Here is a 14,350-nt window from a genome sequence, read left to right as displayed (position 1 = left end):
CTGCTGGTCGCCTTCAAGCGGCTGATCGAGAACCCGATGGGCATGCTGGTGTAGGGCCTCCTGTCGAGAGCCGACGCCAAATGATGCGTCGGCTTACAACGGGAACGACTTGTCAGGTGCGAACCCTTGACCCATCTTCCAGGTGAATTGCGATCCAGGGAGGTCAAACATGCCCGCATTCGACCCATCTGATGTCAGAGCATTGTTCAGCAAGGTCATGGGCGCGTCGCCGTCCGACATCAAGCTGGTGGCGCAGCGCCTGCACGATCACGCCTTCGAGCCGCGCATGTCGGCGGAGGAAACCAGGCAGCTTGTCGTCAGCCTCGGCTATGCCAGCCTGGATGCGTTCTGTGCCGATATCGGCCTGCCGGCGCATATCGCCGAGCGGTGGAGCCGTTTTGGCGTTTCCGGCGAGATGAAGCAGGTGTTCACGCTGCTGGCGGCCCAGCGCAAGCGGGTGGCCGAGGCGATCGCCGAATTCGAATCCATGACCCATGTCGGCGTCGAGGATTTCTTGCGCGAGCGCGGCCTGATCTGACCACACCGCCGAGTCTCAGCCAGCCTTGGCCAGCAGCGCCGCGGCCGTATCGCTGTCGGTGATCAGTACATTGGTGCTGACGGCTTTCAGCGCTGCGAGGATCGCCGCGATCTTGCGCTTGCCGCCCGCGGCCAGCACCACATTCGGCACCTGGCCGACGACATCGAGATCGATGGCCATGATGCGCCCGTTGACCTCGTGATCGACCAGCCTGCCGGCGGCGTCGACGAAATAGCACAGGATGTTGGCGACCGCGCCCTTCGCCTTCAGCGAGGGGATCAGCGATGAAGGCACGATGCCGTGCCGGAAGATGGTGGCGTCGGGTGACATGTCGCCAACCGTCAGCAGCGCGATGTCGGCCGCGGCCGCTCGCCGGCGCACGTCCTGCAAGGTCGGCTGTGCCCAGAGGAGATCGCGAAGCGAGGAATTGTCGACCGTCACCGGCGCGGTGATCTGATAGCTGTCGACCTCGAAGACATCGGCGACCTTGGCGGCGACGATCGACGGATTTATCCATTGCGAATGCGGCAGGCTGCCGACCAGCGCCACCACCGAAGCGCGCTTCAGTTGCCGGCGGGCGAGGAAGCCGAGGCTGGCATGCAGCGTCGCGCCACCACCGATCGCCAGCGTCATGCCGTCCCGCATCTGCTCGCCGAGATAGGCCGCGACGGCATGGCCGATCGCCTTCTCCAGATGCTCATGCGCGGAAGGCGTCGGGATGACGACGGCGGCGTTGAGGTTCCAGCGCTTCTCCAATGCCCGTTCGAGCGCCACCTGCTCGGCGGTCGGCGCGTTGATCATGGTGACGACGATGCCTTCGGCGGTGCAGGCGGCCAGGGTGCGCATGACCTTCACCCGGCTGACATCGAGCTTTTCGGCGATCTGCTCCTGCGTGAACCCTTCGACATAGTAGAGCCAGGCCGTCTTGACGTTGAGGTCCGACGACACCATCGGCAGGCTCGCTGGTCTGGGTTTTTCCGTGGGCATCGGTTCTCGTCCCTCATGAGCCATGGCCTGGCCGCATCGCCCTCTTCGGAGAAACGCCGGCCGGATGTCAACTGATGCCGGATCATCGGCACGTCGATTGTCGCACAGTCCTGTTCATTTGTAATTGACAATGAACATATGAACATATTTTGTGTGTTTCACGCGCAATGTCATCCACCAGTCATATGCGCCGTGCAGGGAGGAAGAGACGGGGAACTGGCCAGGGGCCGGACCGGTCGTGCACAGACAAGACAGGAGGTCTCATGAAGACGCTATTCATCAAGCTGCTGGCCAGCCAGATTGCGCTCGCGGCAACTTTGTTTGCCGGCTCAGCCGGCGCCGAAACACTGACGCTCTATACATCCCAGCCCGAAGCCGACGCGGCCAAGACCGTGGATGCCTTCAAGAAGGCGCAGCCCGGCATCGACGTGACCATCTATCGCTCCGGAACCAGCGACATCCTCACCAAGATGGCAGCCGAGTTCGCCGCCGGCAGCCCGCAGCCCGACGTGCTCTTGATCGCCGACGCGGTCTCGATGGAGTTGCTGAAGAAGGACGACCGGCTGCTGCCTTATCCCGAGGCCAAGCTCGACGGCATCGAGGCGGATGCCTATGACGCCGACAAGACCTATTTCGGCAGCAAGCTGATCACCACCGGCATCGTCTACAACACCGCCGCGGCGCAAAAGCCGGAGCATTGGGCCGATCTCGCCAAGCCGGCCTATGCCGACGGCCTGGTCATGCCGAGCCCGCTCTATTCGGGCGCGGCCGCCTACCTGCTCTCGGGCTTCGTCGGCGATGCCGACTATGGCTGGGATTTCTTCCAGAAGCTGAAGACCAACAACACCGTCAGCGTGCGCGGCAATGGTGCCGTGCTGAAGTCGGTGGCATCGGGTGAGAAGCCCTATGGCGTCCTGGTCGACTTCATGGCGATGAACGCCAAGAAGAAGGGCTCGCCGGTCGAATTCGTGTTCCCCAGCGAAGGCGTGCCGGCGGTGACCGAACCGGTCGCCATCATGAAGACCGCCAAGAATGTCGATGGCGCCAAGAAGTTCGTCGACTTCATTCTTTCGGACGAAGGCCAGAAGCTGGCGCTTTCCATGGGTTACCTGCCGGCGCGGGCCTCGGTTGGCCGCCCCGAATGGTTGCCGGAAGGCGTCAAGGTCAAGGTGATGCCGTTCGACACCAAGGCGATCGTTGCCAGGACCGACGCAGACAAGGCGAAATTCTCGGAACTGTTCGGCGGCTGAGCCGGCAATAGCGGCGGGATGCTTTCTCACCGGCATCCCGGCCGCTTCGGGCGAAACTCGATCGCAGCGGCTGATCGATCTCAGGAAAAGCAATCATGTCAACATCGATCAGGGAGAGTCGGGGCCAGGAGATGGCCCTGACGGCGGCGGTGGCCGTCGTCATCGTGCTGCTTTCCTTGCTGCCGATGCTGCGGCTCATCAAGGAGATCGTAGCGCCTGGCGGCACGCTGTCGACTGCAGCGATAAAGGCCGGGATCGCCAGTCCGGCGACCTGGATCGCGACCTGGCACACGCTGGTGGTCGGCATCGGCGGCACCATCCTTGCGGTTCTGTCGGGGACGCTGGTGGCCGTCCTCATCACACTGACCGACATTCGCGGCCGCAGCGCCCTGGTGCTCTGCTACGTCATGCCGCTGATGATCGCGCCGCAGGTGACGGCGCTGGCCTGGCTGCAATTGTTCGGCCCGGCAAGCCCGTTCCTCAAGCTGTTCGGCGCGGCACCCCCACTCGGCACGAAGAACCCGCTTTATTCCACGTCAGGCATCATCCTGCTGCTCGGCGTGCAGTATGGCCCGCTGGTCTTCCTGCTGGTGCGCGCCGGCCTGCGCAAGCTGCCGCGCGAACTGGTCGAGGCGGCGCGCGCCGGTGGCGCCGGCTGGTTCACCGTGCTGGTCACCATAGTGTTGCCGCTGATGACGCCGTCTATCATGGCGGCCGCAGCACTCGCCTTCGTGTCCTGCGTCGGCAATTTCGGCATTCCCGCTTTCCTCGGCATTCCCGCCAACTACCTCGTGCTGCCGACCCTGATCTACCAGCGATTGGCCGGCGGCGGTCCGGCCGTGCTCGGCGAAACCGCGTTCCTGTCGGTGCTGATCGGCATCATCGCCATGGCCGGCATTTTCGCCCAGGAGGTCATGAGCCGCCGCCGCGACTATCGCATCAGCTCGACATCGCTGCCCGCCGAGCCCTACGAACTCGGCCGGTGGCGGCCCGCGGTCCAGGCCGGTATGTGGCTGCTGATCGTCCTGGTGCTGTTCCTGCCGCTGTTCGGGCTGGTGCTGACGTCGCTGGTGCCGGGTTACGGCATTGCGCTCAACGCCAGGACGGCAACGCTCGACAATTATCGCTTCGTGCTGTTCGAGCATGACGCGGCCAGCCGCGCCTTCTTCAACAGTTTCTGGCTGTCGATCGCGGCCGCCTTCTTCGCGGTCCTGGTCGCCGTGCCGATCGGCTATCTGATCGCCTGGGGCAAGCAGCGCTGGGTGCGGCTGCTCAACCTGTCGGTCGAACTGCCCTATGCCTTGCCCGGCGTGGTGCTGGCGATCGCCTCGCTGCTATTGTTCCTGAGGCCGATCCCGCTGACCGGCATCCAGCTCTACAACACCGTCTGGATCATCCTCTATGCCTACCTCGCCCGCTTCCTGGTGCTGGCGCTGCGGCCGACCATCAGCGGCTATCACCAGATCGACAGGGCACTGGAGGAGGCAGCGCAGGTGGCGGGCGCCGGCCTGTTCATGCGCATGCGCACCATCATCTTTCCCCTGGTCGCACCGGCGGCAATCGCCGGCGGCCTGCTGATCTTCATGACGGCGCTCAGCGAGCTGACCGTTTCGGCGCTGTTGTGGTCGTCGGGGTCGGAAACGATCGGCGTGGTGATGTTTTCCTTCGAGCAGGGCGGCGATTCCAACTACGCGGCGGCGATGTCCGTCATCACCGTGGCGGTCACCTTCGTGCTGATGCTGGTGACCAATCTGCTTGCCCCCTACCTTCCCAGCGGAGTGCTGCCATGGCGCGATTGAGCCTGGACCATGTGACCAAGAGCTTCGCCAACTTCGACGCGGTGAAGGACGTGTCGATCGATGTCGCCGACGGCGAATTCCTGGCGGTGCTTGGGCCCTCCGGTTGCGGCAAGACGACGTTGCTGCGGCTGGTTGCCGGATTCGAGAAGGTGACATCAGGCGAGATCCGCATCGGCAGCGAGACCGTGTCGAGCAAGGGCGGCAGTGTCGCGCCGGAAAAGCGGCGCGTCGGCATAGTCTTCCAGAACTATGCACTGTGGCCGCACATGACGGTCGCCGAGAACATCGGCTATTCGCTGAAGGTGGCCAAGCTGGACAGGGCCGTCGCGCGCCAGAAGGTTGAGGACGCACTGGCCCTGGTCAATCTGCAGGGGCTGGGTGACCGCAGGCCGGCCAATCTGTCCGGCGGCCAGCGCCAGCGCGTGGCGCTGGCGCGCTGCCTTGTCGCGGCGCCTTCGCTGGTGCTGTTCGACGAGCCGCTGGCCAATCTGGACGTGCATCTGAGAGCCTCGATGGAGGATGAATTCGCGTCCTTTCACAAGCGCACGGGCACAACCATCGTCTACATCACCCATGACCAGGCCGAAGCGATGGCGCTGGCCGACAGGATCGCGGTGATGGATGGCGGTCGCCTGGCGCAGTTGGCGACGCCGCGCGAGCTCTATCATGAGCCGGCAAATGAAATGGTGGCCTCCTTCATTTCGCAAGGCATTCTTCTCCCGGCCGATGTGCTCAGCGCGGAGGAGGCCGGTCACTGCAGGGTCAGGGTTCTCGGGACCGAGCTGGTCGTCCGTTGCCGGCCAGGCGAGCGGCCACGGACCGGTGCAAAAGTCTGCTGCCGGTCAGCGGATCTAGATATGTCGCCCGACGGACCCGGCTTCGACGGCCTGGTCAAGAGGGTAATCTACCAGGGCGGCGCGGCGCGCATCGAATTCGCGCCTTCCAACGCGCCCAATCTCACCTTGCATTTCGAACAGGCCGACCCGGTCGTGCTGGAGAGCGGAGCGCAGGCGCGCCTGCGGATACGATCGGGCTGGCTCATCCCGGCGATGGGAGCGGCCCCGTGATGATGCTCGATTTGCTTGGCGGCTTTGGGGAAAAGGGCCGCACCAGCCTCGCCGTCAGCAGCGGCAACGACCGCATCCTGCTCGACGTCGGCATCAAGGTGGGCGCCTCAGGGACGGAATACTATCCGGCGCTGAATGGTTCGCTCGCCGACATTGACGCGCTCTTTGTTTCGCATGCCCATGAGGATCATGTCGGCGCGCTGAGCTGGCTGTTGTCTCGCGGATATGATGGACCGATCTTCATGACCGCCGAGACCTACGACGAGGCCCCGGCCACGCTTGCCGCCTATGCCGATCCCGGGGACCTCAGTAAGTTCCCCTTTCCGAGCGACCGCATCACGCTTTTCGAACCCGGCGACACGCTGAAAAGCGGCAGTCTCGCGATCAGGACGGGGCGGTCTGGGCATGTCGTGGGCGGCGTCTGGTTTGCCGTGGAGGACGGGAAAAGCCGTGTTGCCTATTCGGCCGACGTCGTGCCGGACAGCAACGTGTTTGTCATGGACACGATTCCGTACTGCGATCTGCTTGTACTCGATGCTTCCTACGGCGCCGATCCCGTATCTGGGGCGGCGCGGGCGCGAGAAATTTCGCAGTGGGTGGCGAGACATTCAAACGGATGCCTGTTGCCAACGCCGCTGTCGGGCCGGTCGCTGGAGCTGATCGCGGCCTTGCCGGGGCCGTTTGCCATCCATGCCGGCATGCGTTCATCCCTCGAAACGCAGGTCGGCGCCACTGCGGCCTTGTTGCCAGGTGTTTCCGAACTGCTGTGGCGCCGCTTGCTGGACGCAGCCGACTGGACCGATGCCGACCCGCTGCCGCCGATGCCATTGCTGGCCGATGACGGCATGGGTGAGGCCGGCCCGTCATCGCGCCTTCTGCCGCGCGCCGGCCAGGCCGGTTTTCCGGTGCTGCTCACCGGGCATCTGCCATCGGGTTCCCCAGGTGATCTCTTGCACAAAGCCGGCCGGGCGGATTGGGTGCGCATGCCGACACATCCGACGCTGTCGGGCAATGTCGATATCTGGGAGAAAGCGGGGCGACCCGCAGCGCTCGGTCATTCCTGCGCGAGCGATCTTCTGGGTGACCTGCAAAACCACATTCCGTCGCTGCGCACGCAATGCCGCACCGGCCAGCGCATCACGGTGCCGGAGGTGAGAAAAACATGAGAATCCTGATCTGCAACGACGACGGCATCGAAGCGCCGGGCCTTGCCCGGCTGGTCAACGCCGCCCGCGGTTTGAGCGACGATGTGTGGGTCGTGGCGCCCGATGGCAAGCGCACCGCCGCCGGCTCGTCGCTGACGATCGCCAGGCCGTTGACGATGCGGCGCGTCAAGGGGAACTGGTATTCCTGTTCCGGCACGCCGGCCGATTGCGTGGTGAGCGCGATGACATGGCTGTTCGCCGACGCGCAGAAGCCGGACCTCGTGCTGTCGGGCGTCAATGACGGTCGCAATGTTGCCGAGGACCTCGCCTATTCCGGCACGCTTGGCATTGCCCGGGAGGCGAGCTTCTGGGGCGTGCCGGCGATCGGCTTTTCGCGGGTGAAAAACCCGGACTTCACTAATGGCGACGACGCGTGGCTGGGCGCACTGATCGCCTCATTGTGGCAATCCCGCGGGGACTGGGCGACGGAAGGCCACTGGCTGAGCGTCAACCTGCCGACCGCGTTGCCAGCCGAGATCCGGCAGCCGCGCATCGGCCGTGACAAGATCGGCCGCACGGCCGAAATCGTGGAAAGCGTTGACGATCGCACCGTCATCACCGTGCCGCGCGGGCGGGCTCATGCCAGTGAGCCGGGGGATGAAAACGAAGCGATCGATGCCGGCTTCGTCAGCATCAACCGGCTGAACTGGTTTGGCGAATCGCGGCTGGACGAACGGTTTATGGACGGGATTCTGGGCTGAGCTTCTGCGCGGGATCATCCAGATCACCAAGCTGTCAGCTGCCAAATTGCGCCAATCCTGTGCTTATGCTTGAAGCCGCCGCTATTTCATTCCACATCGACTGGGATGAAGGGCGAGACAGGAGAACGGCGTCAGAATCTGTTGTGGGGCATCCCCGCATCGCTGATCCTGCATGCGCTTGTAGTAGCAGCATTCGTGATCTACGGCCTGCCGCGGTCTCCCCAACAGCCGCAGGAGGAGCAACCGGTCAATGTCGCGATCATGCCGCCGCCCGAGAAGCCTAAGCCGAAACCTGCGCCAAAGCCACCCGAGCCGACACCTGAAAAGAAGGCTGAAAAGCCGCCTGAACAAAAGCCGCCTCCGGAACCGCCCAAACCGCCAGACGACCAGGTTCTGAAGCGCGTTTTCCAGTACGGCCAGAAAGATACCGGGCCGGAGAAATCGCTCGACGGAAGCAGCGCCAAACCCAACACGCCGTTGCCGGCCAAGGATGAGGCGGCGAAGCCGGCTATAACGCCGACACCCGCGCCGGCCCAGCCCGCCCCGGCTGCAACGCCACAGCAGAAGGCAGAGCCCAGCAAGCCTGACGAGAAACCGGCCACCGTTGCGCCAGAGGAAAAGCCCGAGCAAAGCGAGGAGAAGCAGGCGACCGAGGACACTGACAAACAGCAGCCGGATAAACAGGAGCCGGCACCGCAACCCGCCGAAAAGCAAGCGGTTGTGACGCCGAAGCCGTTGGCGGCCGAGACCGGTGACAAGCCGGCGCCTCCAGCCTCAACTGGAAAGGCAAAGCCCAAACCTGCCAAGACAATGACATTCAAACCCGTAAGAGCCTTCAAAGCGCCGATCGGGAATGCTGGAAGGTCAAATCCCACCAACAATGACGTTGCAGGATCGCCGATCTATTCCGGCCTTCCGGGCGTCAGAAAGCTTTACTCGCAGGGCGCAACCGGCAATGCGTTCGCCACAAGCTCCATGGACAACGTACCGCGCGGTCAACGCGTGGCCAACCTTTGCGGCAACGTTCTGAGCCAGGAATTGCAAACAGCCGACTATTCGATCAAATGGGTGCCAACCATTACGCTGGACAAAGGCAATGTTCTCAATCCTGCTCAGGCAGCCTTCAGCACCAGAAACACCTGGTACAATCTAAACTTCCGATGTGAAGTCGACCCCGATGCGACGAGGGTCCTATCCTTCAACTTCCGTGTGGGATCATTAGTCCCGCCTGGCGAATGGGCCAGCCGCGGATTCACTAAGTATCCGCTAAATTAGGCCAGTACGCCGGATTGGGACCCGTCCTGGCGGCGGCGAACTGCCTGATCGTGGGCAGCCGCTCGTTGAGCCGCCCCAGCGTCTTGGTCGGGCTGCCCTTGGGTGTGGTGATCCAAATCGACAAGCTGTCAGCGGCTAGATTGCGCAAATCCAATGCCTATGCTTGAAGCCGCCGCTATTTCATTCCACATCGGTCGGGATGAAGGACGAGGCACGAGAACGGCGTCGGAATCTGTTGTGGGGTATCCCCGCATCGCTGATCATGCACGTGCTTGTCGCGGTGCTCTTGGTCTTTGGCCTGCCCGTGCCGCCCCAACAACCGCAGGAGGAGCAGCCGGTCAACGTCGCGCTCGTGCCGCCGCCCGATCAGCCGAAACCAAAACCTGCTCCGGTGCCGCCTTCTAAGCCCCCGGAGCCGAAGGTTGAAAAACCACCCGAACAGAAGGTTGAAAAGCCGCCTCCGCCGCAAAAGCAGGCACAGAACCCCCCGCCGGTCGACGGCCTGAAGCCTGTCTTTCAGTTCGGCGACAAGGATACCGGCCCGAGGAAATCCCTGGATGGGGCCAGCGCTCAGGACAGTTCGCCAGCGCCGGCCAAGGATGACAATTCGAAGCCGCCTGTTGCGCCGAAGCCCGCGGAGGATAAGTCCTCGGCGGCGGCGGAAGCGCACGACGCCGACGAGCAAACAGCCGCTGCTCCCACGTCACCAGCTACCGTCGGCGACGTGGGCGAGATCGAGCTTCCCACGTCGGCGGAAGCGCCGAAGCCCAAACCGGCAAATGCGCCGAAGCCCGGCCCTTCAAAGGTCTCGAAGTCTGCATCGCGGAACCATTCGAGCCTTCCGGGTGTTCGCAGGCTGTTCTCGCAAGGCGCTACCAGCGATGCACTGGCCACGACCGCGATGGACGGGGTGCGTCGCGGTCAGCGTGCTGCCATGCTTTGCGCCAACGCGTTGCAGCAGCAGTTGCTGGATGCCTCTTATCTTCCCAAATGGGTGCCATCTATTCCGCTGAAAGCGGGCAACATTGTTGACGGCTCGGATACCGCCTTCAGCACGACAACCGCATGGTACCATCTGAGCTTCCGGTGCGAGGTCGACACCGATGCGACGAGGGTCTTGTCGTTCGATTTCCGTGTCGGCGCTGAGATTCCACGCAGCGAATGGCCGCGGCCTCTTTAGCCTGCCAGTCTAGGCCGGCACGCCGAGCCCGGCCAGTTGCCGGCTAACTTCATGCCAGTCGGCACAGACGAAATCGGCACCGGCCGCTGTCAGTCGCGCTCCATGCTCGGCATAGGTATGCCCGCCACCGGTGTAGCCGATGGCCGTCATGCCGGCGGCAACCGCACCCTGGATGCCGAAGGGCGAATCCTCGATGACAATGCAGTCGGCGGGATTTGCGCCCATCTTGTCGGCTGCGAACAGGAAGATGTCGGGCGCCGGCTTGCCGTTCTTGACCATGGAGGAGCTGTAGATCGCGTCGCCGAAGAAGCGCGCCAGTCCGGTGACGGCAAGGCTGTGGTTTATGCGCTCGACGGAGGATGACGAGGCAACGCAGCGGTCGCCGGCAAGTGTCTCCAGAAATGCGGTGATCCCGGGCGTCGGCTTCAGTTCCTCTGAGAACAGGATCTTGGTCTCGGCCCAGATGTCGCTGCCCGCCGCCGGCGGAAACTGATGGCCGGTCAATTCCCTGATCCTGACGATGATGTCGGACTGCTTCATGCCGATGCACTGGGCGATGATGCCGCCATGAACGCCGGGCATGCCATGCTTTTCATAGACACGTTCATAGGCCCTGGCGGCCAGGGGCTCGCTGTCGACGAGAACGCCGTCGCAATCGAAAATGATAGGCCTTGATCGCGCCACGCGGATCTCCCCGGAGTCAATTTCGCACATCGCTATCGAGAAAAAATCAAATGTTCAATAGCGCGGTGTTTCGGTGGAGCGAAACCGGCGAGACTCAAAGCTGGCGCAGCGCATCGCTCGCACGCGACGAACCAAGCGCCCTTTGCATGGCTTGCCGGGACTGCGCGCGGTCCGGCGTGATCCAGTTCGGCTCCGCGCCAAGGAAGCGGTCGAGGAAAGCCACCGCATAGGCCGGCATCTCGGTCACATTCTCGCGATAGGACCACCAGGTGCGCAGGTCGTCGGCGCATTTGTCGATGCTCGGCGCGCTGCCGAACTCCTGCTCGTAAATCGCCGAAATCACCGACACGCAGTAGTTGGTGTAGAGGAATCCTTCCGGCCAGAAGCGGACGATTTCCAGCGTGCCGGCATTCGAATCCGTTTCAATCAGCTGGGTAAGGCCGGAGACCTCCCTGGCTGGGGCCTGTCTTATCAGTTCGCGCAGCACCAGGCCGGCGGCAAAGACGATGAAGTCGGCGCGGTCGATCGCGGCGAAGCGTTTCTGCGCCTCCATGATCTCGACCCAGTCGAGAAAGGCCCTGGTGAGCTTGGCCTCATCGATTTCAAAGCGCACGCCGAACGTGTCGGATACCACTTTGGCGCTGCCGCGAAAGGTGGCGCGGAACCAGCGCAACTGCCGCAACCGGTGGCGAAGGTCGGGCATAAGGGCCAGTTCGTCCCTGAAGGGCAGATCCATGTTCCTCGTTTCCTGTTTCCCGGCCAGACTAGCACAACAGCGTCGCCGCCGAAATCGATCAGCGTCCCCTGTGGATGACGACAGCAAACGCTAATATCATACATATTGACATTCTCGGAAACAAATGTTCTCACTTTGCTGTTGTCACGCGCCGGGCCAAGGTGCGGTGCGACGGAGGCTTCGGGAGGAGACCGAATGGCGATTTGGCAGTGGGGACTGCTTCTGCTGGTTATTGTGTGGGCGCTGCAATCGCTCGGCGTCTGGCTGCAGATGCGGCACTATTCGGACGTCTTCCGCGGCGTAACCGATCAATACAAGGACGGCTTCGTCGGCGCCGGCAATTTTCGCGGTCGATTTGCCAAGGGAACCATCGCGCTGGTCGTGGTGACGCCTGACCTGATCGTGCGTCGCCTGATGGTGATGAGCGGCCGGTCCGTCTTCACCAAGTTCAAACGACATCAAGAATTCGAGGGCGTTCCCCTCGATAGACTCCGGTCCAATCCTGCAATCATGGGAGAGGGGGAACCCGGTGTGGCCGAGGCCGTGAAGCGGGCGATCGAACAGATCGACAAAGCACGGTCGGAGCCGGGGAAGAGGCCGGGCCTGTCCGGCTTGAACGTAGCAAGGGCCTAGAGGACGCCGTGCGCCGACTGGGATAACCGGCGGGACGGCATAAGGAGGAGAAATGTCTGTATTTTCGTTGTTGGCGCAGCATGCCGACATGGCCGTGCACAATCTGCATGTTGCAGGTACCATGGTCTCGGATGCCGCATTGCATGGCAAGCTCGCCGTAGAGCATGCCTCTGACCATCTCGTTGTCCTGGCGCAAGCGGACAGCGGACCGATCACCGTCGATCAGTTCAAGGAAAAGCTGAAAGAGGTCCAGCAGGAAGAGCAGCTCGGCTGGCTGACCGCCATCGGCAAGTACTTCATCGGCATTTTCCAGAAGGGCGGCGAGGTCTTCGCCGGCTTTGTCACCGGCATCATTCCGACGCTGGTGGTGCTGATGACGGCCTTCTATGCTGTCACCGAACTGGTCGGCGAGGAGCGTGTCCACGGTCTGGCGCGCGGCGCCGGCCGGATCGCGCTGACGCGCTATACGCTGCTGCCGCTGCTGGCGGTGTTCTTCCTCACCAACCCGATGGCCTACACGTTCGGATCGTTCCTGGAAGAAAAGCACAAGCCGGCCTTCTATGACGCGGCCGTGTCCTACGTCCACCCGCCGCTCGGCCTGTTCCCGCACATCAACCCCGGCGAGTACTTCGTCTGGGGCGGCATTCTCGTCGCTCTGCTGGAGCTGGAAAAGAAGGGCGCCGTCGTCGCCGGTTACCACGTCAAGGTGGCGATCTGGTACGCCATCGTCGGTCTCGTCGTCATCCTGCTCAAGGGCATGCTGACCGAGCGCATTACTGCCATCATGGCACGCCGCCAGGGCGTCGAGCTGTAAGGGCGGGGAGGACATCATGGCCAAGACATACAAAGCCGTCCGTATCTCCAGGGGCAACACAGGCTGGGGCGGTCCGCTCGTCATCGAGCCGACCGAACAGCGCAGCAAGGTCGTGTCCGTCACCGGGGGTGGCATTCACCCGGTAGCGCAGCTCATCGCCGACATGACCGGCGCCGAAGCCGTCGACGGCTTCAGGGCGCCGCCGATCGAAAGCGAGATGGCGGTGGTCGTCGTCGACTGCGGCGGCACCGCACGATGCGGCGTCTATCCGCGCAAACGCATCCCGACCGTCAATCTGACGCCGGTCGGACAGGCTGGGCCGCTCGCCCAGTTCATCACCGAGGACATCTACGTTTCGGGCGTGAAGCCGGCCAACGTCACAATGGCGGACGGATCCGAGGCGGTCACCACTGCGGGGGGAGCAGCATCGATGAGTTCAAGCAACAACAATGCGCCCACGGCGCCGCAGGCGCTGCCAAGCGAGGGCGGCGTGATCGGGCTGATCAGCTCGATCGGCCGCGTCATGGGTCGTGTCGTCGGCATCTTCTTCAATGCCGGCCGCCGCACCATCGACCAGGTCGTGCGCAACGTGCTGCCGTTCATGGCCTTCGTGACCATGCTCATCGGTCTGATCCTGTACACCGGCATCGGCGATGTGCTGGCACAGCCGATGGGTCCGCTGGCCAACAACATCGTCGGCCTGCTGATCATCTCGGCCATTTGCGGCCTGCCGTTCCTGTCGCCCATATTGGGACCGGGCGCGGTCATCGCGCAGGTCATCGGCGTGGCCATCATCGGTCCGCAGATCGCCAATGGCACGATTTCGCCGGCGATGGCGCTGCCGGCGCTGTTTGCCTACAATACCCAGGTGGGCTGCGACTTCGTTCCCGTCGGTCTGGCGCTCGGTGAGGCCAAGCCGAAGACGATCGAGATCGGCGTTCCGGCGGTGCTCATCAGCCGCCAGATCATGGGCCCGATCTCGGTGCTGATCGCCTGGGTCGTCAGCCTGATCGTTTTCTAGAGAAAAGCACGAAATGAGGTTCGCCATATGACGGTTCTATTGAGAACACGGGTCACTGCCATCGGGCCCGAAGTGGCGGACCTTGCCGAAGGGGGCGTGGTCATCCTGTTCGCGGATGGCTCGCCGCCGGAGCTTGCCGAGGTTTCCGTGCTCCACAAGACGGAGCACGGACCCAGCGACGGCGCGCCCGCCAAGGGCGCGTCGATCACCCTTGGACCGGTTTCCGCAACCATCACGGCGGTCGGCTCCAGCGCCTGGAGCAAGGTGCTCGACATGGGCCATGTCGTCATCTCGTTCAACGGCGCCACCGAGGCCGAGAGGCCGGGCGAGATCTGCGCATCGCAAGTCGACAGCCAAGCGCTCGTGGCCGCCCTGAAGACGGGCGCGATCATCACCATCGCCGCCTGACAGCATTCGCGCCGCGGCCTATGTTGGGAGCGGCGCCCAAAACCAGAGTATT

General features: G+C 63.3%; 15 protein-coding genes. 12 read left to right on the top strand and 3 right to left on the bottom strand.

The annotated features are described in order from the left end of the window. The first annotated feature begins 169 nt into the window (after positions 1-169). The gene (locus NR193_RS16530) at positions 170-538 is read left to right on the top strand and encodes a hypothetical protein (protein WP_256751846.1); all 369 of its coding nucleotides are present in this window, start codon (positions 170-172) and stop codon (positions 536-538) included. A gap of 15 nt (positions 539-553) precedes the next feature. Here NR193_RS16530 and NR193_RS16525 read toward each other — a convergent pair whose 3' ends face one another. After that, positions 554-1,525 carry a sugar-binding transcriptional regulator gene (locus tag NR193_RS16525; RefSeq protein ID WP_256751845.1) on the bottom strand — a complete coding sequence of 324 codons (972 nt, stop codon included), beginning with the start codon at positions 1,523-1,525 and terminating at the stop codon, positions 554-556. A 263-nt stretch (positions 1,526-1,788) separates the two neighbouring features. Between NR193_RS16525 and NR193_RS16520 the strand changes: the two genes are divergently transcribed. From NR193_RS16520 to NR193_RS16490, 7 genes are all read left to right on the top strand, one after another. Next, a complete protein-coding gene (locus NR193_RS16520) occupies positions 1,789-2,775 on the top strand; it encodes an ABC transporter substrate-binding protein (protein WP_256751844.1) in 987 nt (328 codons plus the stop codon). Between the two features lie 95 nt (positions 2,776-2,870). Continuing rightward, positions 2,871-4,574: an iron ABC transporter permease gene (locus NR193_RS16515; protein ID WP_256751843.1), complete on the top strand. Its 1,704-nt coding sequence runs from the start codon at positions 2,871-2,873 to the stop codon at positions 4,572-4,574. Further along, positions 4,562-5,641: an ABC transporter ATP-binding protein gene (locus NR193_RS16510; RefSeq protein WP_256751842.1), complete on the top strand. Its 1,080-nt coding sequence runs from the start codon at positions 4,562-4,564 to the stop codon at positions 5,639-5,641. Before NR193_RS16515 ends, NR193_RS16510 begins: the two co-directional genes overlap by 13 nt. After that, positions 5,641-6,807, top strand: coding sequence for an MBL fold metallo-hydrolase (locus NR193_RS16505; RefSeq protein ID WP_256751853.1), 1,167 nt, complete (start codon positions 5,641-5,643; stop codon positions 6,805-6,807). The genes NR193_RS16510 and NR193_RS16505 overlap by 1 nt, the downstream gene beginning before the upstream one ends. Next, on the top strand, positions 6,804-7,547 hold the full coding sequence (locus NR193_RS16500) for a 5'/3'-nucleotidase SurE (protein ID WP_256751841.1): 744 nt from the start codon (positions 6,804-6,806) through the stop codon (positions 7,545-7,547). Before NR193_RS16505 ends, NR193_RS16500 begins: the two co-directional genes overlap by 4 nt. A 105-nt stretch (positions 7,548-7,652) precedes the next feature. Continuing rightward, the gene (locus NR193_RS16495; protein ID WP_256751840.1) at positions 7,653-8,822 is read left to right on the top strand and encodes a DUF930 domain-containing protein; all 1,170 of its coding nucleotides are present in this window, start codon (positions 7,653-7,655) and stop codon (positions 8,820-8,822) included. Between the two features lie 199 nt (positions 8,823-9,021). Beyond that, a complete protein-coding gene (locus tag NR193_RS16490) occupies positions 9,022-10,002 on the top strand; it encodes a DUF930 domain-containing protein (RefSeq protein ID WP_256751839.1) in 981 nt (326 codons plus the stop codon). Between the two features lie 9 nt (positions 10,003-10,011). Here NR193_RS16490 and NR193_RS16485 read toward each other — a convergent pair whose 3' ends face one another. Next, complete coding sequence (locus NR193_RS16485) at positions 10,012-10,686, bottom strand: HAD family phosphatase (protein ID WP_256751838.1); 675 nt, start codon at positions 10,684-10,686, stop codon at positions 10,012-10,014. Positions 10,687-10,780: 94 nt separating this feature from the next. Then, positions 10,781-11,422: a hypothetical protein gene (locus NR193_RS16480; protein WP_091584731.1), complete on the bottom strand. Its 642-nt coding sequence runs from the start codon at positions 11,420-11,422 to the stop codon at positions 10,781-10,783. Positions 11,423-11,617: 195 nt separating this feature from the next. On the opposite strand from NR193_RS16480, the gene NR193_RS16475 reads away from it, so the two are divergent. The 4 genes from NR193_RS16475 to NR193_RS16460 are packed head-to-tail and all read left to right on the top strand — an operon-like array spanning position 11,618 to position 14,298. Further along, positions 11,618-12,055, top strand: coding sequence for a transcriptional regulator GutM (locus NR193_RS16475; RefSeq protein WP_091584733.1), 438 nt, complete (start codon positions 11,618-11,620; stop codon positions 12,053-12,055). A gap of 52 nt (positions 12,056-12,107) precedes the next feature. Beyond that, entirely contained in the window at positions 12,108-12,869 is a 762-nt protein-coding gene (locus NR193_RS16470) for a PTS glucitol/sorbitol transporter subunit IIC (protein ID WP_091584736.1), read from the top strand. Positions 12,870-12,885: 16 nt separating this feature from the next. Beyond that, positions 12,886-13,890: a PTS glucitol/sorbitol transporter subunit IIB gene (locus tag NR193_RS16465; RefSeq protein WP_256751837.1), complete on the top strand. Its 1,005-nt coding sequence runs from the start codon at positions 12,886-12,888 to the stop codon at positions 13,888-13,890. Positions 13,891-13,917: 27 nt separating this feature from the next. After that, on the top strand, positions 13,918-14,298 hold the full coding sequence (locus NR193_RS16460; protein WP_256751836.1) for a PTS glucitol/sorbitol transporter subunit IIA: 381 nt from the start codon (positions 13,918-13,920) through the stop codon (positions 14,296-14,298). Positions 14,299-14,350: the final 52 nt, after the last annotated feature.

The sequence above is a fragment of the Mesorhizobium sp. Mes31 genome (assembly GCF_024519675.1).
In the GTDB taxonomy this organism is placed as follows: Bacteria; Pseudomonadota; Alphaproteobacteria; order Rhizobiales; family Rhizobiaceae; genus Mesorhizobium.
Note: the sequence above shows the minus strand (reverse complement) of the source record. Positions and strands in the feature narration are given on the sequence as shown.